We start from the raw sequence: 19,047 nt of genomic DNA, 5'->3' as shown, positions 1-19,047 counted from the left end.
CCCATCATGTTAACCGAAATTTCGTGTTAGACCCTACTAGGCCTCCATTAAGAACAACGTTGGTAAAACCTGACCAACCATAGTGTGTGATCAACTGCCCGCCTTTAGTCTGACCATAAGCAACTACAGCATGTGCACCCTTCTTTTTCCCATCTGTAGGAATGTTTCCAAAGAGGATAAACGGGTATCCTGCATTCAGTTCATTCCACATCCCGATGTTCCCAAGAGCCCAAGCAGACGTGTGTTTCACTCCCTGCTTCTTTGCGTTCCAGATCAGTTGGTCTTTCACATTCCGCGCCCAAGAGTCGTTCTTTCTACCATTTTGTAGATAGGTGGCAAAGTTCGGGCTCGTGGTCATGTTGGTACCACTTCGATACTTCGTTGGGAGCAGCAAACGAGCTGTTGACTTTGCATGCCAGTATCGCGTTATCAGCGATCCTGCAACCCATCCACAAGTACCTTCAGTATTGGGATACAGGGTGCTGCCAGTAATGTAAGTGTAGTTTGCTACCCGACTCTTCACATCCCCGGCCTTAACCAATGGAAGTCCGTCCCCCTTCTTCATCAGGCTAACGCGTTCAGGGACAGCAGAAACGACCAAGGTCTCGTGGAACTGGTCTGAGGCATCCCGTGCTATTGCACGCAGTTCCCGTGTATTCATCAAGCCTCCATTGAGAAGCCCGACCGCGCTGTCAGCGCCGAGAGCATAGTACTCACCAGGTCCAAGATAGGCGGCGTCTCCAAGTACTCGCCGGTACGGACTTACCGCAGTAGGAGAACCTTCTAAAAGTTCGCGCCTAGACGACTCAACAATCATGTAGCCGCCGGCATCACCTTCCCAGACTTCTATACCATCTTGAAGCGGACGCACATTGATTTGGGGATTGTCACTAAAATACTGATCAGCCAAGGCTTGACGCCAGTTCTCGTCAATTCTAGTCAGCGCTTCGGCACGACCGCCAGACGCGACAGTCATAGCACCGGCCCCTGCAAGAACTCCAAGCGCGATTAGAAAGTCGCGCCGTGCGATTGGTAAGCCGTTGCCATGCATGTCTCTCCTAATGTGGTGTGGTCATCTACAATTTCGTTTCACTATATGGGTGCTTCACCTGTCCTGCATATACGGCCTTCGTCTAGAGCAAACTAGACGTTCGTCTAGGTACTAGTCATACTCAGGTCGTACGATCTGCATGACGCAAGCTAAAAACCGGCGGTGACCAAATCGTCGCCAAGCACCGAATGCGCTTAGGCTTGAACCATGGCAACAATCAACGTGTCCGAAGCCGAACTCCCGGAACTCATCGCAAACAACAATGTGGTCGTGCTCGACTTCTGGGCGCCCTGGTGTGCTCCGTGCAAACAGTTCGGGCCGATCTTCGAGGACGTTTCCGAAGAGCACGATGACGTGGTGTTCGCCAAGGTCAACACCGACGATAACCGTGCCATCATCGACGAATACAAGATCAAGTCGATTCCGACGGTCGCCGTGGTCAAGGACGGTGAGGTCGTCTACAACGAGGCCGGAGCGATGAACGAGCTGTCGTTCGACATGCTCGTGCGCATGCTCAAGGAGTAGCCGCGTTACCGGTCGATCCCGTCCAACACCCAGTGCTCCGGTATCCCGAGTGCGGAGTCGCCCGGTGTGGCCACGAGATTCGCCGCAAGTGGGAGCTGATGCGAGGCACTCTCTAGGATGTGCATGAGGTAGCCGCCCGTGTTTGGGAAGGCAATCAAGTCACCAACCTGAACGCCTTTCGGGAAGTCGAAGCTCCGCCGCAGGATCAGTTCTTCCTCAATGCAGTATGAGCCCACGAGGAACGCCCCGCTCAACGGGTCAGACGGCACAGACGATTCGGACAGTGCAGGGCGTCCAGGCTCAGACGAGGACTCGGACACGACGGGTTGAGGCGAACGCCTGATCAAGATCGGGTCGAGCAGGAAGTCCGCCGAGTTCGAGCGCACCTGGGTTCGGTTCATGTAAAGCCCCACGAGCGGTATCCCATCTGAGGTCGGTTTCCTAAACGCCACCTGCGCGATGGTCATGCCGCAACCGTCGAGGAGGCTTCGGCCGGGCTCGCAACGCAGTTCAATCTTCCGTGCCCGCAGTTCATCCGCAACTGTCCCGCCGTCACTCCCTGCGGGTGCGCTGAGGATCTGGCGCAACCACTCCCCTCGCGTGACCGCCTGATAATACGGATAGGTGGCTGGTGATGGCCGATCCGCCTCGTGATCCACGAGACCCAGGGTGTCGCCACGCCAGGTGGGTCCAGAACCGTTAATGCCAGATCCAGTAACACCGGACCCTAGGCCACCGGGCCGAGCCAGGTTGGTGGTATCACCGCTCACCGCAGACCGTCCCACTGCAACGACATCCTCCCCGAGGCCACCCGTGCCCACTCCTGCCGCGTCCAAGGCACCAGCGTCCGCACTGGCAGCGACGGCCCTCCAGAACTCCTGCCACTGCTCCTTCGAGTCGAGGTAGGACATGGGGATTCCGCCACCCATGTCGATGAACTCCACGGGATGACCCAGGGACCGCAGTTGATCGGCGAACGTCAGAGCCTGCCGCAACCCTATAGCGCGATGCTCGGCGGAGTACCCGTTGAGGTGGAAGTGAATCCCAGTGATGCTCAGCGACTCGACCGCACAAGAACCTAGAGCCTCAAGCCATTGCCCCGCGGCCAGCCCAAATCTGGTGGGCGGGATTTCAGGGTCAAGTATGGCCAATCGCAGCGCCACCTGTGCTTGGAGGCCGCCGCCGGTGGCTCGCGCGATGATCAGTTTCAGTTCGTCGGCGTTGTCCACGCTGATCGTCACCCCACCCGCGAGCGCCGCGTCGATCGCTGCCGGGGTTTTGGTGGCGGCGCTGAAGATGATGGCGTGGCCGGGGATGCCGAGGTTGAGGCATTGTTCGAGTTCTCGCTGGGAGGCGACGTCGATTCCGGCTCCGGCCCTGTGTGCGGCGAGGGCTGCGCCGTGGGTTTTGTTGGCTTTGCGCGCGAAGAACACCTGGAAGGCAATCTGGTGTCGGGCGGCTGCGTCCCGTAGCTCGTCTATGTTGCGGCGCATGGGCTCGAAGTTGTGGACGTTGAGGGGCGATCCGTGCTGTTCAACGAGGGTTGCGCACGCCTCGGCGTCTTGGGTGAGCGCGTCCATCCAGGCTTCGGTGCGCGCGGTCAGTGGCGGGGTGCCGTGGCAGTCGAGTTGTTGTGTCATGTTCCCTCCGTTGCGATATCCACAAGGTGTTGTGCCCACTGTTGAATGTCGGTGTGGAGCCTATGGTTGAGTGTGTCGTGGCCGATGACGGGGTCCTCGGTGGGACGCCCGATGGCGTACAGCCCTGGCGTGGGGGTCCCGTCTGGGCCGAGGCATTGGGCTTGCGGGGTGGTGATGATGCCGCGTTCGTGGTCGCGCACGCTCACGTATCCGCTGTTTGCGAGGTTGTTCCAGAGCGGGTCGGGGATGGTGTTGGTGTGCTCGTCGCGCACGCCGGGTGGCTGTGTGATTGCGTTCAGGGCTTCGGGCGGGATTGGCGACGATCCTGCCGCTTCCCAGCGCAACAGTCCCGTTTCGGTGAGGGCGAGGAGGCGTTCGACCGTGGTCTGGGGTGGACCGTAGGCCCAGCGTTCGGCGTTGCTGGCGGCGACTCGGAAATTGTTCCATCCCGCTGTATCTCGTGGGTGTCTGGCGAGTGAGTCGATGACGTTTCGGTATCCGAGCTTCCACACTCTGCCCCAGATCCAGCGTTCGTCTGAGGTGATGTGGCCGAGGTTCATGAGCAGGTGCGAGCGCATTCGTTCCGCTGCGCTTTCACCGGGTTCGAGGTGGTCTGGGGTGAGTAGGGTGCGTTCAAGTGCAGCCGTGCCCACATCGACGGCGAGGAACCGTGCGGTGCTGTGCGCTGCTCGAACCAGGGTGGCCCACCAGTCGGCGCTGGGTTGCGGTTCAGCGCTGCTGACCACCGTGAGGAGCTTGGCCGTGGCGCCAGTGACGTGGTCAATGAGTTCTTGGGACTGTTCGGGAGGTTTGGGCGAGAGTGGCACGCCAGTGCGTGAGTGCAGCGTGATGCTGCGTGGCTCTCGGCTGCTCGGCACGTACCGCAACCGCTCGGGCTCACCGGAGGTAAGGCCCTGCCTGCTCGGCATCATCAGTGCTGAGGCATCGGCTGGAGAGCCAGGCTCAGACGCAGACTCAAAGCATCCACCGCGACCCAGAGTCAGCATCATGACATAGTCGATCCCAGTCAACGCCGCACCCCGGATGTGCACGTCCTGACTGGTCAGCACTTCATCCTGAGCCAACGCGTGGTACTCATTCACGAGCAGCGGGGCACGATGCCCAGTTGCCAGGAGCACTGCGTCGTAACCTGTTTCCTCGACAGGTGAGGATGGGCTGGGAGGTGAGGGCTCGTCGGCAAGCAAAGACGGCGTTGAGCCGTCCCCAACGAGCCACCACCCCGCGGCGGTGCGGTGCACGTCGGTGACTGTGCGACGGACCCGACGCACGCATAGACGCGGCGAGTTAACCAGGCCTTCGCAGACGCGGCGCAGGTATTCGCCCATGAACCTGCGCGGCGGGAACACCTCGCGGGCACGCGGATCGGGGTGGCCTTCCGCCCACTGCGCGTAGCTGAGCGGGAAACTCGGGCCGGACAGGTCCACGATCCTGCTCGGGACGTTCATCAGCAGATGTTCGGGAGTACGACGATCCCACACCGCGCCCGGCCCCAACTCGTGCGGGTCGAACACGTCCACGCTCATTCGCGGTTGCCTACGATCCGTCACCGCGCCATGGTTATCCAGCGCGCCCCTACTATCGAGCGCACGGTCGAGTTCCGTCAGAGCCGCGAGCGCCTTGGGTCCACCGCCAATGACGGCCAGCCTCATGCAGGTACCCCTGGGCGAACGTACTCGGTGATGGGGATGAGGCTGTCTGGGAGCCTGCGACCCTGCTCGGCAAGTTTGTGGAAGGGGTTGCACCTGATCAGGTCGATGTCGGTGTGTGGGTCGTAGTCGAGCGAGGTGCGCACCCAGTCGTCGTTGTACACGGTGGGCAGGTAGGGGGCTCCGCCGTCGTGGACGAGGAACGCCCACGTCTCGTTGGCTGCCTGTGTGCCCGAGGTAGCGAGGTGCGCACTAGTGCAGGCAAGTTCCGCACCGACCGCCGCCACAAGCGCTCCCGTCGAGGCTCCGGCCATGATCCCCTCGCGCCGGGCGAGCAGGCGCGCGCCACGAACCATCTGGGCTTCGGGTATGCGATGAATGGCGTGCGGGTGAGCGTGCAGGGAAAGGTCGGTCTCGAACCCTGCGCCGAGCCCGGGTAGGTATCGGTCGCCGGAGGTTCCGCCAAACAGGGCCGATCCTGCCGAGTCGACGGCAATGACCTGCGTGTCCACGTTCAGTGCGCGGACCGCGTTCAGGCAGCCAAGCAACGTTCCCGTGGTGCTCGTCGCGACGAAGAGCTTGGTGGGGGCGGCGCCGAGCGCATCACAGATCTCCGGGAAGGTCGAGTCGGCGTGGGCCTTCGGGTTGCTCGGGTTCGCGTACTGGTTTGTGGTCACGGCACCCGGTTCGCATTCCAATAGTTCCTTGACCCGCTCGACTCGGGCGCGCAACCTGTTGCCGTCCGGTGGCGTTTTCACCAGGTCAACCTGCGCGCCGAAAGCCCGCATGGTATCCAGCGCGGCCTGGTTCGCTCGCTCATCCACGACGGCAATGAACCGCAGATCAAGCAGAGCGCACTGGCGGGCAAGAGCCATCCCCAGGTTGCCCGAGGTGGATTCCACAACCGTGCCACCCGTGGCGAGACCGCCGCTTTCCAGCAGCCCTTCCAACAGCGAGGCGGCAGTGCGCTCCTTGGTGCTTCCAGTCAGTTGTAGGTTGTCGAGTTTGGCGTGAATGCCAACTGGTTGTTCACCAAACAGTCGCTCAAGTCGGACAGTTGGGCTCGGAAAATACGTGGAGTGAACTGGGCGTTCCATACACCCTCCTTCGACGGTGTTGAGGAACACTGATCGTGCCCCTCACTCAGCTAGGTGGACCCACTCCACCTTGGCACCACTGTGAGGGTTGCGCTCGCGCAAGCACGTTTTGGCTTTTCACGCGTCTAGGAACGCTCGTGGATCAGCGCACAACCTAAAGTTTGTGGACATCCGCGAGGCCGTACTCAATTGCCTTGACGAGCACCTGCACTCGGTCACGTGCACCAAGTTTGTCGGCGATTGTGGTAAACCGAGACTTGATCGTCGATTCGCTGACCTTCATTTTCTCGGATATCTCACGGTTGTTCATGCCGCTACTGAGCAGTTGGATAATCTGAAGTTCCTTCTCGGTGAACCGCGCAACCATCTCCAGATCAGGGGCCGCCGTTGCAGGCCTCGACTCCTCAAGACCTCGGATGACATAACGCGTCACTTCAGGCGAGAGTACGGAACCACCACCCGCAACGGTTCGGATCGCAGCCTTGAGCGCGTCTGGGCTCGTGTCTTTGACCAGATAACCGGAGGCACCCGCCCGCAAGAGGTCCACCACGTACCGGTCAGTCTCGAATGAGGTCAGCCCAAGAACGATGACATCGGGATGCTGAGAACGTATCTCCGCTGTTGCGGTAACGCCGTTCATGCCCGGCATCTGCATGTCCATGAGAACCACGTCTGGCTGCAACGCCGCCACCTGTCGAACAGCAGTCACTCCATCCGCCGCCTCGCCAACGACCTCTAAGTTTGGATCCACCAGCAGATAGTCTGCAAGGATCTCTCGGACCAACGTCTCGTCATCGACCACCAGGATGCGAATTTTACTCATACGCCTCTCCTGGGTGTTTCATTCCTACGCCGTCCTGCGCGAGACTGAATGACGTGCCGCCGTCCAACCCGGCCAGTGGGAGCATGACCGTGGTCTTCCACAGAGTCCCGTCCTCGGAACCGGACGAGACCACACCACCAAAGACTTCAGCACGTGCCTTGATGGCCTCGAGTCCAGTCTGACTGGACATGATGGGCTCCGCCTCGGAGATGACGTTCTCCATGCTCATGACGACGAAGTCGGAATCCACTTTGAGGTTGAGCGACACGCGTGAACCTGGGGCACCGTGTTTGAGGACGTTAGTGGCGAGTTCCCGTACGATCCGACGCAGTGTTTGTCTCTGGCTCATCGGGATCGTTTCGGTGTCACCGTCGATGTTCTTCTCCACGCTGAGGCTGGAACGCTGTAGTGCCTCGACGACATCATTGAAGTCTTCAAGGAAGCCAACAGCCGTCGTGGTTTCGCCAGAGACCTCCGGAGTGTCCAGCACTAGATCCCCCACAGCGCACGTGACCGTAACGGAGTCATCATCCGTGGGCGGTTTCAACACGACGAGTAGGCTGCGCAAGTCTTGAAGCGTCTGGCTTGCCGTGGCACCGATGCTGTCGAAGATCTGCTGTTTCTTCTCTGGGTCACTCAGCAGTGCAGCCCTGCGCGCCTGCATCGAAATGATCGTGATGTCGTGAGCGACGATGTCATGCAGCTCGTAGGCGATCTGTTGGCGCTCTTCACGACGCACCCGCTCTTGGCGGTCCTTCAGGTCATCGATTTGCCGATCGCGTACCTTGATCCGGTCCCACAGGCGGTGCATGGCAAAACCTGCTGCACCGACAGCCGCGAACCCCGGCAAAAAACCCGCATAAAACAGTGCGAACGAATCTTGTGGACCACGGCCCACAAGTATTGCCGTAACCATGAGGGCAGCGACAAAAAAGACTATACCTTGCCGTATCGGGAACAATGCACACACAAAGAACAGGACCATCATCGTGGCGATGAATGTCCCAGCGAGCAGGTAGTTCGTAGGTCCAATAAACACGATGATGCCCATGGAGGCAAACCACACAACCGCCGCCGTTAAGGGCCCTACTAGCAAGCCGACTGCGGGTGCAAAAGGTACTAGGAAATCAAGCAGGCCAAGTGGCGTTGTAAGGACGGCATCGTCACGTTGACTGTCACCGATGATCCCTAGAACGATCAGTAGTACCAACACCATGCGGACCGGCTTGGACCAGGGCACCGGCCTAATGCTACGAGTCCAGCTAAACAGCCTCTGAGCGATGGTTGGGTTTAGTACCTGCGCATTCGTATAACCAAGAATCATCCCAGAGGATGACGCGGAAATGTACTTTTGTCTATTCTTCTCCTCCGCGGCTGCGGGCACTATGGACGAGTCACCCCACGGCAACTTACTGAGGAGCTTTATCTTGCTCAAATCCATAGCCATCCTCGCTGTCAGTACTAGTTTCTTCACAGGCCAGTTCATCCTGGGCGAAACCACCCCACACCCATTGTTAGAAACCTCATCGGAAGTCAACAACTCCGATGACAACACATCAGATGCACAAGAGTGGGGCCGAGAAGAGTTTTGCAGACTCTTCCCGTTTCTCTGCAGTTAGTGCGCTACGTAGCCATCAGATCACAGCGCACAAGACAAACTCTCACTGCTTAATATCGGCAGTTTGACGCTCTTCTTAGTGTAGTCCTGCATCACAGTCATCCTGGGGCCATTAGTCCAGGGGCACGGCGGTGCCCCCTTCCTAGGCGAGCAGGCTGAGTCGAAAGACGGGAAACTCGACTCAGCCAGCTCGTCGCCAACAGAACAAACGCACTAGAGCTGATCACCCGCCAAGACCGCCAGACCGTCGCCCTCAAGCGAGAGTACCGTGCCGACGCCAAGCCGTCGCAGGAAGTCGTAATCGTGGCTGACCACGAGGAGCGCACCGCGATACTCGCGCAGTGCATCAACCACTTGGTCCACGGTGGCGATATCCAGGTTGTTGGTGGGTTCATCGAGGATCAGCAGTTGCGCGACCGGCTCGGCAAACAGCAGTTTCGCAAGCGAAACCCGGAAACGCTCACCGCCAGACAGGCTCGAGACAGGCCGGTTCACAGATTCACCCCGCAACAGCAACCGCGCAAGCTGGTTGCGAATCTCCCCGACCGTCATACTGGACGCGACGGGGACGATATTCTCAATCGCACTGCGGGATTCATCAAGATCGTTCAAGCGCTGCGGCAGATATCCGAACCGATCCGTGAGCAGGGTGCCACGTGCACCCCCAGGCATCGGGTCCACTCCCGTCACCAGGTGTTCGAGCAGCGTCGATTTTCCGCAGCCATTCGGACCCACGAGCGCCACGCGCTCAGGCCCCTGCAGATAGAAGGTCCGGTCGCCATACACAATCTCAGCGTGCCGCCGCGAGCGCGGCACATCCGGGTCAGGCAAGATCAGATGGACGGCCTCGTCATCCTTGAGCCGGGACTCAGCCGCATCCAGCGCCGCTCGCGCTGAACTCACCCGAGCATCGGCGAGATTTCGGGCCGCACCAGCACTCACCTCTGCCTTACGCTTGAGCCCACCCGCGATGATCGGTGGCATGGAGGCTGCTGCCTTACGTCCCTGCGCGGCCCGGCGGGCAATCTTGGTCTCCGCCTCGATGCGCTGCTTCTTCTCCAACCTGAGCGCGCTCTTCGCACTGGTCACGGCCTGTTCCGCAGCCTGCTGTTGGGTTGTTTGATAGGTCTCCCACTCGCTGTACGTCCCACCGAACGTGGTCATCGCTGCGGCGTACAGTTCCGCTGTCGCGTCCATCCGGTCGAGTAGTTCGCGGTCGTGGCTCACCACGACCAGCGCACCAGGCCACTTGTCGACGAGCCGGGCCAGTTGGTCCCTCGTCCTGCGGTCGAGGTTGTTGGTTGGCTCATCCAGGAGCGTGATGGGTGCTTTACGCAGGCGCAGCCCCGTGATCGCCACGAGCATTGCCTCGCCACCGGAGAGTTGTTGCACGCTGCGGGTGAGATCCAGTGCTGTGAATCCAAGGTCGCCCAGGTATTCAGCGGCCTGGGTTTCGATGTCCCAGTCGTCGCCGATGATGTCGAAATTGCTCTCTGCAACATCACCGTTTTCAATGGCGTGCAGGGCAGTGAGCTTGTCCCTGATGCCAAGCAGGTCAGCGATGTTTGTTGCGGTGTCGAGGGTGAGGGTTTGGCTGAGGTAGGCCACATCACCCGAGCGTTCGATGGTTCCCCGTGTTGGGGTGAGTTGACCCGCGATCAGGCGCAGCAGCGTGGATTTGCCTGTTCCGTTACGACCGACCAGGCCCGTTTTGCCTGCACCGAAGGTGCCCGAGATTCCGTCGAGCGCTACCGACCCGTCCGGCCACTCGAACGTGACGTTGTGGAGAGTGACTGCGGCGTGCTTGGGGGTGTTTTTTGAAGTGGAGTTTTCGTGTGATGGCATCTGCGCCTCCGGTTGATTGTGCCGTGGGTATGCTGGCGGGCCCGCGCACGATGCTTTCGCATTCCGGTGTTTTGTGCTGCGCGGGTTGGATCAATCAACGGGTTGTCACATGTCTCCATGCTAGGCAGGGCCTGTGTGGAGGGGGCAAGTTATTTTCGCCGCGGCCCTCTCCGGTCAGATGAACGTCTAGGTTTTTTCTTCTCTGTGAGCATCATCCACACTCACAGAGAAGAAAAAACCTACACGTTCGATATACCTAGCCCACCCGCGGCTATAGTGTTGAGGCCATTCGAGCACCTAGACCAGTCCCCACAAGGTTCCGTGAACCGTTTTCCGCCCAGCAGTGAATACCAGACGTGAGCAAAGATAACGAGATCATCCTGCGGTCGCTTTCGCGGCCCGCAGAGTTTGGAGATCTGTTCTTTCGATACGCACCACGTATTCACCGCTACCTAGCGCGACGAATCGGCGAATCGGTTGCAGACGACATCCTCAGCGAAACTTTCCTAGTTGCCTTCGAAAAGAGAGCCACCTTCGATCAGTCCCACACCAATGCTCTCCCGTGGCTCTTCGGTATAGCGATAAATCTTGTACACCGGCACCGGATCGCTGAGGCCCGCACATTCAAACTCGCTGAACGCACGGCTGTCATCGACTCAGTAGACGACGAAACCCGTAATTCAGATTCTGCGGTTGATGCAGCAGTTGAAGTCCAGCGATTGGCTGGGAAACTCCGCAAACTCAACAAAGCTGATCGCGATGTCTTGCTCCTATACGCCTGGGAAGACCTCACCTACGAGCAAATCGGTGTGGCACTAGGCATCCCCACGGGGACAGTACGGTCCCGACTCAATCGAGCGCGCAAGATTCTGCGCAGCTCGTCAACTCAACAGGAGGCAGATCATGGACGAGTTCGCATCGCTTAGGAAACTGCGTAGTGAAGTCCCTCAGAAGCCGCTTGAAGCTCTAGCGCCAGCATTTGCTCCGCTCAGCACAGCTATGGCCGCTGCGGAACGGACTCTCGAACGAGAGGCAGAACGGGCTACCTCACGCTCTCGGTTACGCGATCGGCTCACCAAGCCGCTGATCGGTTGGTCAACGGCTGCAGCAGCATTCGCTGTGACTCTTGGCGTAGTTGCCGCACAGGTTCTAGCGCCAGCACCCTCCGCTATTGCCGCCGAGGTTTTACGTCAAGCCGCAGAAAACTCCATCAAGTACAGTGACCTCGACGTTGCCAAGGGCCAGTACCTCAAGATCCACACGGTAGTCAGGGTCCTAGAAGAGCAACCGAAGATATCGGACTCCAACAGAACTCAAGAAATCCCGGTCAAACGAGAATTTGATCTTTCAAACCTATACATTCCGTTCGATCTCAACGATGTGTGGGTATGGGACCAAGCCGCACTCGATGTTGGCACGGAGGACTACCAACCTGCTGAACTTGTACTGGGTGTTCGCGGAGACTTCTATGCTGATGACCCTAGAACCGACCCCCGACCCGACCCGTCTATGGGGAACATCTCTCTTGATCAACTAGAGGGTATGCCGACGACGGATGGCAACGCAGCTTACAACTACGTTAGTTCCCTCTACGAAGGAGGGCACTTGTCCCATACCGAGGACACCTTTGAACGTATACGCGAGTACCTAAACATCGGATCCGCTACTGCCGAGCAACGTGCCGCTCTCTATGAAGCCCTCGCGCTTGTACCAGGTATCGAAAGCACCGGATCGTTCACTTTGGAGGATGGACGCGGAGCGGTTGGTTTCAGCAGGACTGAGCACGGGCGCAATGACCAGACAACACAGATCCTCATCGACCCTTCGAGCGGCGAGTTTCTTGGCGAACGGCATCTCTCCGGCGACGGCCAAGTGAACTATGAGCACATCAAAACCTACGAGGTCGTTGATTCCGCACCCTAGTAAGTAACGCTGGATAGCCTCTTCTCGACCAGATGAACGTGTAGGTTTTTACTTCTCTGTGAGCATCATCCACACTCCCACCGAAGTAAAAACCTGCATGTTCGCCGCAACTAGGCCCCTGCGGTTGGCTTCGTCAGTCCCCGGTCAGCAGTTGGACGATGCGAGGAAACTTGACGGCGATTGCCTGCCACAATATCTTCTCGTCAGTACCGTCATGATCGTGGGCCATGAAATTGCGGACAGCGCGCAGCCCTTTCCAGTCAATCTCCGGATGAGTCTCGCGGAATACTTGCGGTAACCGGTCCGCTGCCGATGACAAGTCAATAATCAATGAGCGAGCAATTCTGCGCTGGTCATCGTTGTCTGGATCAGCGAACTGCTCATAACCACGATCAACTACACGACGCGCGGTAACGGAGAAACGGCGTATATCTGCCAAGATCGCAGGCACTCGGTCAAACGATTCCGTACTCATAGAACCGCAGCCTCATCCCTAATGCGGTCCATGGTTGGACCATGGCCTCGGTCCGATACCACATCAACAGGCACGCCCATCAGTTCTTCAACCTCAGTCATAAAACCAGCAAGATCGAACAGCGAAGCGTCCTCAGCCGGGTGCACAAGCAGATCAATATCCGAACCTGCGTGGGCAGCTCCCCGCGCAACAGAACCAAACACCCTGACGTTATCCAAGCGGCGTGCGCGCGCTACCTGCAGGATTTGCTCTCGAACATTTCGGAGTTGAGTGAGGGTGGGAACCTTAAGGGCTTCTTCAAGACGTTGAAGTGTTTCTTGCGTTGGCTGACGTCTACCGCTTTCATATGCGGAGATATTGGGTTGAGGCACGCCGGAACGATGCGCGAGTTCACGCTGCGAAATTCCCGCTATTATACGTCGCTGACGCAACGATGTACCTACAGTTTCCTGACCCATACCCCAATGATATCTAGTAGATATCAAACCGACTAGCGTTCCCGGGCCATTCCTCGGCCAAACCGATGTGTGGGTTTTCTCGTCGAAGTGTGTTCCTTTAAGGCACACAGTGACGAGAAAACCCACACACCGACACAGCTTTCTGAGGGCATCCCTGAAGCGCAGTGAACCGCGTCAGTTTTCGGTGTCAGAATCCAACTCCGCAGCGGCCTGAGCCTCCTCGAGCAGGAACGCCTCATACTGCTGGTGCGCCCAGTCACGCAGGGCATCGCGCTCGGCGCGGGTTGATTCACGCAGTTCACGTTCCCGGTATCCGAACGTAGTGTTCTCCAAGGACTCATGGAACACCCCGGTCGCAACCGCAACCTCTACCTCAAGGTCCGTCAGCGACCTATAGTCATCGTCGCCTTCAGAGAGTAAAGCACCGCGAAAGACGATGGCGGTGCGGGCTGGTTCACCTCGACGAAACGTCTGCGCCCCTAAGTAACTGATTTCAGACCCACCTGAGGACTCCGGCATGAACGTCGCATGGATCTCTCCCTCGCCGAGGTAGTGCACGGTCGCATAGATCAGGTACTCGTCGCCTTTTCGTTCGACATAGAACCCGTCGGTTTCAATCTCTGGGGACATCCTCGAAATGAGGTTTGCAGTCTCTATGTGCTCCATGCTCCGGTAGGTCTGGGTGCCGCACTGCTCCATCAGTAAGAGGATAACTACCGCGAGAATCACAGACAGCAACACGGTATGTAGGCGCCCATTTGGCACAGCAGGGGGCGGAAACGAAGCGTTGTACTGTTGCGCAAAGTCGATGTTGGGCTGCCGATCTGGCGTTTTGTCGGATTCCATATGCATCATGCTAACTGCGAGCGCACTTGCATCGCCTCATACTTTCGGATGCGATCGACCTGTCACACAACAACTTTCGTATCGCCTTAAACATCCCGTTGCATCCCGACGGATAGGACGTAAGACTCAACTTTCCCCACCCTTGTTGACGGAGTGTCAATAACGGATCTACTGTGAAGGAACTGGTGAGAGAACCTGCAAAACCAGTCATCTCGTCGGAAATAGAACCACCCAAAGAGGAAGCCATGGCAACCAAGAATCTGCGCAGCACACCAGACGAACGCGCCGCCGAGATCGTCCGTGTCGCGCAAACGCTCTTCGCGACCCGTGGCCTCCTCAAAACCTCGTTCAGCGACATCGCCCGCGAAGTGGGCGTGGCGCGCGGACTCATCTACCACTACTTCCCTGACAAGGACTCGCTCATCGATGCGGTGCTCGATCGCCACATCGAAACCTTTGTTGAGGCAGTACGGGAATGGGACGCCGCACGCGAACCAGGCAACATCGACCAGGCGCTCCGTGACTGCATCACGGTCTTCCGCGCACAGTTGCGCACTGTAGGCCCGATGCACACGGAACTCCAGAGCGTTGAAAGCAGCGGCCTGTACAACAGGTTCCTTCATCAGGCAGTCACCGCAATCGTGGACTGCCTCGAACTCACCACGATCGAAGCCTACGCCGCACGCCACAAGATCGAGATTGAGCACGTGCGCGAAACCTTCTACGTCCTGATCTACGGACTTGTGGGGCTCGCCCGCAACAACCCAGATATCAGCGACAACGTCCTCATCGACATCACCCGTCAGGTGTTGCGACTCCCCTCGGCCCCAAGTGACAACTAGGTTAAGCCGAATCATCCCCCAAATAAATCCCACAAGGAGAACGTCATGTTCTTGTTTGAATCCATTTCACTGACTCAGTGGTTGATGTGGTTCGTCGTGCTTGGTGCCCTGATCGGGCTCAACGAACTAGTCCGCTGGTCAAAGGTCGCCGCCTACGCGATCTTCATCGTACTTCCGATCATCTTGACCATCTTTGTATGGCCACACACCGCCGCAGGCTCGTCGACCGGTTCCTGGTTCCACTGGGTCAAGGTGTATTCGGCACTTGCCGGATGTATCGGCTTCATGGTGATCCGCTACAACCCACGGGTTGCAGCCAACAAGTACGCGCTCTGGTTCCCGCCAGCGATCCTTGCGATCAACATCGCCGAAGCCGTTGCTCGCGACTTCCAGGTCTCCCGCCTCGGTGAGGGCCTTGTTGATGGCGTCTACATGATCGGTGGCCCTTGGAACGTCATGAACGGCGTCGCCGGAATCATCAACCTCATCACGATCTGTGGTTGGGTTGGAATCTTCATCTCACGTGACCGCTTCAAGGACATGCTGTGGCCGGATATGGTGTGGTTCTGGATCATCGCCTACGACCTGTGGAACTTCGCATACGTGTACAACTGCGTCGGTGACCACGCATTCTACGCAGGTGCCGCTCTGCTGATCGCCTGCACCATCCCTGCGTTCTTCATTCGCAAGGGCGCGTGGCTCCAGCACCGCGCTCACACTCTCGCGTTCTGGATGATGTTCACCATGGCTGTACCAAGCTTCGTATCCGATTCACAGTTCTCGGTTGCGTCCTCGCACAACCCAACTGCCCTGTTCACGGTGTCGCTGCTTTCGCTGCTCGTCAACGTTGCCGTTCTCGCGTATCAGGCCTACGTGATCATCAAGCGCCGTCGTAACCCACTCAAGGACGAGTTGTACCCAGAGCTCAAGGACTATCAGAAGGTTGCCGCTCTTCGTTCGGTTTCGGTTGAAACTGAGGGAAGGCCCGTGGCAGCGTCTGCGAGTGCTTGATTCTGACATGCACTGAGCGGGTTGTTTCACGTGAAACGGCTACGCGTTTCGTAGGGGCAGGCGTGGTGCCGGTATCGGCGGCCTCACACTTCCCCTCCCGGTCGGTGCGCCATAGGCGCCTCATTGCCGACGAGCCCTCACCTTCCAGCGTTCCCCCACGCTGGAAGTTGAGGGCTTTGTTGTGCGCTGAACTGCCGTGCTTCGAGGGAAGCGTCACGGCTAGGAGACTGCCTCTAGCGGACGTTCTCTCTTGGGCCGCACATCACGAGGAGCCTCCAATCAGACCGAAACGCCTAAGAACCCTCAAGAAGACCGACTACAGTCCAAGCAGCGCAAGCGGCACCACGGCCACTCCATCGCTGCGCCTGTAGGCAGTAGTACCGGTAGTAACCACAACAAGATCAACTACCCGGTCAGGTAGTTGCTCCCGCAACCACTTCAAATGCCGCACATCGGAATCAGTTACGTCCGGCGCGAGTTTAACCTCGATTCCGATAATCTGCCCCTCTGGCCCTTCAAGAATCAGATCGACTTCCCGCTCGCCCGAATTGAGCCTGAGGTGGCTGACACGAGACTCAAGGGCTTGTGCTAACACCCGCACGCCGAGGGTTACGAGAGACTCGAAAAGCGGTCCAGCCATATGTGCACCACCGGGCTCCAACAGCGTCGTGGCCGACAGTCCGAGCAGTCTTGCCGCGAGCGCAGGGTCAGCAAGTTGATGTTTAGGTGCTTGTTGCAATCGGCGAATCGCGTTGTTTGCGGGCGTCCACCCGGGCACCGGGTCAAGCAGCCACAACTGGCTGAGGTTGTCCCGGTAAGCAATAGTGGTGGTCTTTGCCGGTTGGTCACCGTCCCCACTGGTGGTGGCATCGAGTAACCGTGAGTAAGCGGTCGTAGTTGAGGAAGCTGCAGCGTATGCTCCAAGCCATCGCGTGAGAGTCTCAGGCCTGCGAACCTCATACCCTAGTTCGGGCAAGTCCCGATCAATGATGCGCTGCAAGTACGCGTCAAGCATGCCGCGTTGCAACCGTGGCGCAGCGTTCATCATCCCTGGAAAACCACTAGTCGTGATCGCGTTCATGTAGTCAATAAGCGTAAAGGACGCGTTCCCTTGAATCTCACGCAACTGCCCGGTCATCAATGACTTAAGAGAGACACTTGGTTGAATCAGGCCACGTTCATGCAAACCCATAGGGCGCATACGTAGCGAAAGGATGCGCCCAGCACCGCTGTGCGTACCCGCCTTGTCCGTGGGTGTCGCAGAACCCGTGAGAAGAAACCTCCCTGGCTTCGCTCCCACATCCACTTGGCGCCGGACCGAATCCCACACCTGGGGTAGTTTCTGCCACTCATCAAAGAGCACCGTACCCGGCGGCAGCGTGTTGAGATCGAAGTCAGCTCTTGCTATTTCACGTTGCGCAGGGTCGTCAAGCATCCATGTTGCCTGCGCACGCCTCCGTGCTGTGTCAGTTTTCCCAACACCTTTGGGGCCATCCAGAGCAATCGCGGGAGCAAGTGGGAGCAGTTCATCAAGTTCGGAATCTACCGTGCGCTTGAGATAAGCCATACCCTTACATCTCCCACCATCTTCATGAACAAACAAGCAGGCAAGAGGGGTCTACGCTACCATTTTCAGGACTCCTACGCTACCATTTTCAGGACTCCTACGCTACCATTTTCAGGACTCCTACGCTACCATTTTCAGGACTCCTACGCTACCTTTCTCAGCGCGCTCGCGGGCGGCGGTTCGCAGGAACTCAGTTCACGAAGCCGATCCGATCGCCTGCCCAAGAGATGTGCCTTCAGTTGTTCGTGGGAGTACTTCTCATATGCCGCCGAGACGTTGATGCCATTCATGGGATACCAGTGGTAAGTTTTCTCAACGTCACGGGCTTCTTGACTCGCGGCGACTGCCTGAATCCGTAAGATGACAAGGCCGTACAGACCCAAGTCTGGTGCGTCAGTTTGAGTAGAGCAGGTCGATCGCCGCTGGCGACAGGACGTGATCTATCGCAAGGAAGGCCCCGCCTAGGACTCCTGCTTTTTCCTTGGTCTGTGAGGTGACAACTCGCAGGTGTTGTGTGGCGAGCGGGAGGGACCTGCGGTAGAGCACCTCCCGAATCCCGGCCATGAGTTGCTCTCCGGCAGCGACCATCGCTCCTCCGACCACTACAACGGACGGGTTCAGCATGGAGACGCAGCCAGCCAGGACGCCACCGATTGATCTGCCTGCCTCACGGACGGCCACGCGAGCCTCAGCGTTCCCATCTCGAACGGCTTGAACCACATCGGAGACGTGTGGGGCGTGAAATCCTTGAGCTGTGAGCACCCTTGCGAGGGCCGCTCCCCCGGCAACCGCTTCAAGGCATCCGTGATTACCGCAGGTGCACGCTGCCTCACTGCGTCCAGAGACCGCTATATGCCCGATGTCTCCGGCGGCGCCCTGTGCTCCGCGGCGTAGTTGGCCGTCAAGGATGATTCCCGAGCCGATGCCGGTGGCAACCTTCACGAACATGAGGTTGTCGTGATCGTTCCAGGCGGTACGGTGTTCTCCGACTGCCATGAGGTTGACGTCGTTGTCCACGAGGACCGGGACATTGAACTCTTTGCGAAGGTATCCTGCGACGTCATAGCCGTCCCATCCGGGCATGATGGGTGGTGCCACTGGACGCCCGGTCTTGTGTTCGACGGGGCCAGGCAGTCCGATGCCGATTGCTGCCAGCGTGTGCACTCCGTGGTTGACCTGCGCCAAGAGTGCTGCCGCGTGTTCCGTGACTGCGCTCAGCACCGCCTCGGGGCCGTCGGCGATGTCGAGCGGGCTGTCGTGGGTTGCAAGGAGGTTTGCAGCCAGATCTGTGACACCGATCCGGGCGTGAGCCGCACCGAGATCAATTCCGAGTACCACACGGGCAGCAGGGTTGAAGGCGAAGGTCGCTGGCCTGCGTCCTCCGGTTGAGGTGGCTTCGCCAACAGTCACGATCAGGTCCGCTTTGCTGAGGACTTCGATGCGCGCAGCAATGGTGGACCGAGCCTGTCCTGTGATGGTTGCCAGTTCGGAGCGGGTTCGTGGAACGCCGTCTCGCAGCAACTGGAACATCTCGCCGGCCCCGTTTGGTCGAGGTGCAAACTTCAACAGACTCTCCATATCACCAGTTAACCACGCTGTTTCGTGTAGAACGGTCGTTTTCTGCACCACTTTGGGTGATAACGGATCAGTAAAGATGAA

17 protein-coding genes are annotated in these 19,047 nt (G+C 58.5%); 5 read left to right on the top strand and 12 right to left on the bottom strand.

The window, feature by feature from the left end; translation table 11 throughout:
- Positions 1–4 precede the first annotated feature (4 nt).
- Positions 5–1,051, bottom strand: a complete 1,047-nt coding sequence (locus tag ACFSYH_RS08795) for a cysteine peptidase (RefSeq protein WP_377466530.1) — start codon at positions 1,049–1,051, stop codon at positions 5–7.
- Positions 1,052–1,258: 207 nt separating this feature from the next.
- Between ACFSYH_RS08795 and trxA the strand changes: the two genes are divergently transcribed.
- Positions 1,259–1,576: a thioredoxin gene (gene trxA / locus ACFSYH_RS08790; protein ID WP_377466529.1), complete on the top strand. Its 318-nt coding sequence runs from the start codon at positions 1,259–1,261 to the stop codon at positions 1,574–1,576.
- 5 nt (positions 1,577–1,581) lie between these two features.
- Here the strand turns inward: trxA and ACFSYH_RS08785 are convergent, their stop codons facing one another.
- The 6 genes from ACFSYH_RS08785 to ACFSYH_RS08760 all read right to left on the bottom strand — a co-directional run bounded on the left by ACFSYH_RS08785 (position 1,582) and on the right by ACFSYH_RS08760 (position 10,266).
- Complete coding sequence (locus tag ACFSYH_RS08785; RefSeq protein ID WP_377466528.1) at positions 1,582–3,216, bottom strand: alanine racemase; 1,635 nt, start codon at positions 3,214–3,216, stop codon at positions 1,582–1,584.
- Positions 3,213–4,886: an FAD/NAD(P)-binding protein gene (locus tag ACFSYH_RS08780; protein ID WP_377466527.1), complete on the bottom strand. Its 1,674-nt coding sequence runs from the start codon at positions 4,884–4,886 to the stop codon at positions 3,213–3,215. Before ACFSYH_RS08780 ends, ACFSYH_RS08785 begins: the two co-directional genes overlap by 4 nt.
- Positions 4,883–5,980 (bottom strand): pyridoxal-phosphate dependent enzyme, encoded by a 1,098-nt coding sequence (locus tag ACFSYH_RS08775; protein ID WP_377466526.1) that lies wholly within the window; start codon positions 5,978–5,980, stop codon positions 4,883–4,885. The genes ACFSYH_RS08780 and ACFSYH_RS08775 overlap by 4 nt, the downstream gene beginning before the upstream one ends.
- A gap of 154 nt (positions 5,981–6,134) precedes the next feature.
- The gene (locus ACFSYH_RS08770) at positions 6,135–6,803 is read right to left on the bottom strand and encodes a response regulator transcription factor (RefSeq protein ID WP_377466525.1); all 669 of its coding nucleotides are present in this window, start codon (positions 6,801–6,803) and stop codon (positions 6,135–6,137) included.
- Positions 6,796–8,244 (bottom strand): sensor histidine kinase, encoded by a 1,449-nt coding sequence (locus tag ACFSYH_RS08765; RefSeq protein ID WP_377466524.1) that lies wholly within the window; start codon positions 8,242–8,244, stop codon positions 6,796–6,798. The genes ACFSYH_RS08770 and ACFSYH_RS08765 overlap by 8 nt, the downstream gene beginning before the upstream one ends.
- A gap of 390 nt (positions 8,245–8,634) precedes the next feature.
- On the bottom strand, positions 8,635–10,266 hold the full coding sequence (locus ACFSYH_RS08760) for an ABC-F family ATP-binding cassette domain-containing protein (protein ID WP_377466523.1): 1,632 nt from the start codon (positions 10,264–10,266) through the stop codon (positions 8,635–8,637).
- A gap of 356 nt (positions 10,267–10,622) precedes the next feature.
- On the opposite strand from ACFSYH_RS08760, the gene ACFSYH_RS08755 reads away from it, so the two are divergent.
- Both ACFSYH_RS08755 and ACFSYH_RS08750 read left to right on the top strand, forming a co-directional pair.
- Positions 10,623–11,192 (top strand): RNA polymerase sigma factor, encoded by a 570-nt coding sequence (locus ACFSYH_RS08755; protein WP_377466522.1) that lies wholly within the window; start codon positions 10,623–10,625, stop codon positions 11,190–11,192.
- Positions 11,170–12,189 carry a hypothetical protein gene (locus ACFSYH_RS08750; protein ID WP_377466521.1) on the top strand — a complete coding sequence of 340 codons (1,020 nt, stop codon included), beginning with the start codon at positions 11,170–11,172 and terminating at the stop codon, positions 12,187–12,189. The genes ACFSYH_RS08755 and ACFSYH_RS08750 overlap by 23 nt, the downstream gene beginning before the upstream one ends.
- A gap of 133 nt (positions 12,190–12,322) precedes the next feature.
- Here ACFSYH_RS08750 and ACFSYH_RS08745 read toward each other — a convergent pair whose 3' ends face one another.
- From ACFSYH_RS08745 to ACFSYH_RS08735, 3 genes are all read right to left on the bottom strand, one after another.
- Complete coding sequence (locus ACFSYH_RS08745; RefSeq protein WP_377466520.1) at positions 12,323–12,664, bottom strand: HepT-like ribonuclease domain-containing protein; 342 nt, start codon at positions 12,662–12,664, stop codon at positions 12,323–12,325.
- Positions 12,661–13,122 carry a helix-turn-helix domain-containing protein gene (locus ACFSYH_RS08740; RefSeq protein ID WP_377466519.1) on the bottom strand — a complete coding sequence of 154 codons (462 nt, stop codon included), beginning with the start codon at positions 13,120–13,122 and terminating at the stop codon, positions 12,661–12,663. Before ACFSYH_RS08740 ends, ACFSYH_RS08745 begins: the two co-directional genes overlap by 4 nt.
- Positions 13,123–13,296: 174 nt before the next feature.
- Positions 13,297–13,968 (bottom strand): hypothetical protein, encoded by a 672-nt coding sequence (locus tag ACFSYH_RS08735; protein WP_377466518.1) that lies wholly within the window; start codon positions 13,966–13,968, stop codon positions 13,297–13,299.
- A 245-nt stretch (positions 13,969–14,213) separates the two neighbouring features.
- On the opposite strand from ACFSYH_RS08735, the gene ACFSYH_RS08730 reads away from it, so the two are divergent.
- Both ACFSYH_RS08730 and ACFSYH_RS08725 read left to right on the top strand, forming a co-directional pair.
- Positions 14,214–14,810, top strand: a complete 597-nt coding sequence (locus ACFSYH_RS08730) for a TetR/AcrR family transcriptional regulator (protein ID WP_377466517.1) — start codon at positions 14,214–14,216, stop codon at positions 14,808–14,810.
- A 45-nt stretch (positions 14,811–14,855) separates the two neighbouring features.
- A complete protein-coding gene (locus ACFSYH_RS08725; protein ID WP_377466516.1) occupies positions 14,856–15,821 on the top strand; it encodes a DUF5692 family protein in 966 nt (321 codons plus the stop codon).
- A gap of 316 nt (positions 15,822–16,137) precedes the next feature.
- On the opposite strand, the gene ACFSYH_RS08720 is transcribed toward ACFSYH_RS08725, so the two are convergent.
- Together ACFSYH_RS08720 and ACFSYH_RS08715 are read right to left on the bottom strand one after the other, a co-directional pair.
- Positions 16,138–17,388, bottom strand: coding sequence for an ATP-binding protein (locus tag ACFSYH_RS08720; protein WP_377466515.1), 1,251 nt, complete (start codon positions 17,386–17,388; stop codon positions 16,138–16,140).
- Between the two features lie 393 nt (positions 17,389–17,781).
- Entirely contained in the window at positions 17,782–18,966 is a 1,185-nt protein-coding gene (locus ACFSYH_RS08715) for an ROK family protein (protein WP_377466514.1), read from the bottom strand.
- Positions 18,967–19,047: the final 81 nt, after the last annotated feature.

It is taken from the genome of Populibacterium corticicola (assembly GCF_042683685.1).
Taxonomy (GTDB): Bacteria; Actinomycetota; Actinomycetes; order Actinomycetales; family Cellulomonadaceae; genus Timonella; species Timonella corticicola.
Note: the sequence above shows the minus strand (reverse complement) of the source record. Positions and strands in the feature narration are given on the sequence as shown.

What these genes read in the sequence shown, in the direction of transcription:
- ACFSYH_RS08730 (WP_377466517.1), top strand. Translation starts at nt 14,214, where the DNA reads ATGGCAACCAAGAATCTGCGCAGCACACCAGACGAACGCGCCGCCGAG.
- ACFSYH_RS08720 (WP_377466515.1), bottom strand. Translation starts at nt 17,388, where the DNA reads ATGGCTTATCTCAAGCGCACGGTAGATTCCGAACTTGATGAACTGCTC.
- ACFSYH_RS08785 (WP_377466528.1), bottom strand. Translation starts at nt 3,216, where the DNA reads ATGACACAACAACTCGACTGCCACGGCACCCCGCCACTGACCGCGCGC.
- ACFSYH_RS08715 (WP_377466514.1), bottom strand. Translation starts at nt 18,966, where the DNA reads ATGGAGAGTCTGTTGAAGTTTGCACCTCGACCAAACGGGGCCGGCGAG.
- ACFSYH_RS08745 (WP_377466520.1), bottom strand. Translation starts at nt 12,664, where the DNA reads ATGAGTACGGAATCGTTTGACCGAGTGCCTGCGATCTTGGCAGATATA.
- ACFSYH_RS08780 (WP_377466527.1), bottom strand. Translation starts at nt 4,886, where the DNA reads ATGAGGCTGGCCGTCATTGGCGGTGGACCCAAGGCGCTCGCGGCTCTG.
- ACFSYH_RS08740 (WP_377466519.1), bottom strand. Translation starts at nt 13,122, where the DNA reads ATGGGTCAGGAAACTGTAGGTACATCGTTGCGTCAGCGACGTATAATA.
- ACFSYH_RS08770 (WP_377466525.1), bottom strand. Translation starts at nt 6,803, where the DNA reads ATGAGTAAAATTCGCATCCTGGTGGTCGATGACGAGACGTTGGTCCGA.
- ACFSYH_RS08775 (WP_377466526.1), bottom strand. Translation starts at nt 5,980, where the DNA reads ATGGAACGCCCAGTTCACTCCACGTATTTTCCGAGCCCAACTGTCCGA.
- ACFSYH_RS08725 (WP_377466516.1), top strand. Translation starts at nt 14,856, where the DNA reads ATGTTCTTGTTTGAATCCATTTCACTGACTCAGTGGTTGATGTGGTTC.
- ACFSYH_RS08795 (WP_377466530.1), bottom strand. Translation starts at nt 1,051, where the DNA reads ATGCATGGCAACGGCTTACCAATCGCACGGCGCGACTTTCTAATCGCG.
- ACFSYH_RS08735 (WP_377466518.1), bottom strand. Translation starts at nt 13,968, where the DNA reads ATGGAATCCGACAAAACGCCAGATCGGCAGCCCAACATCGACTTTGCG.
- ACFSYH_RS08760 (WP_377466523.1), bottom strand. Translation starts at nt 10,266, where the DNA reads ATGCCATCACACGAAAACTCCACTTCAAAAAACACCCCCAAGCACGCC.
- ACFSYH_RS08750 (WP_377466521.1), top strand. Translation starts at nt 11,170, where the DNA reads ATGGACGAGTTCGCATCGCTTAGGAAACTGCGTAGTGAAGTCCCTCAG.
- trxA (WP_377466529.1), top strand. Translation starts at nt 1,259, where the DNA reads ATGGCAACAATCAACGTGTCCGAAGCCGAACTCCCGGAACTCATCGCA.
- ACFSYH_RS08765 (WP_377466524.1), bottom strand. Translation starts at nt 8,244, where the DNA reads ATGGATTTGAGCAAGATAAAGCTCCTCAGTAAGTTGCCGTGGGGTGAC.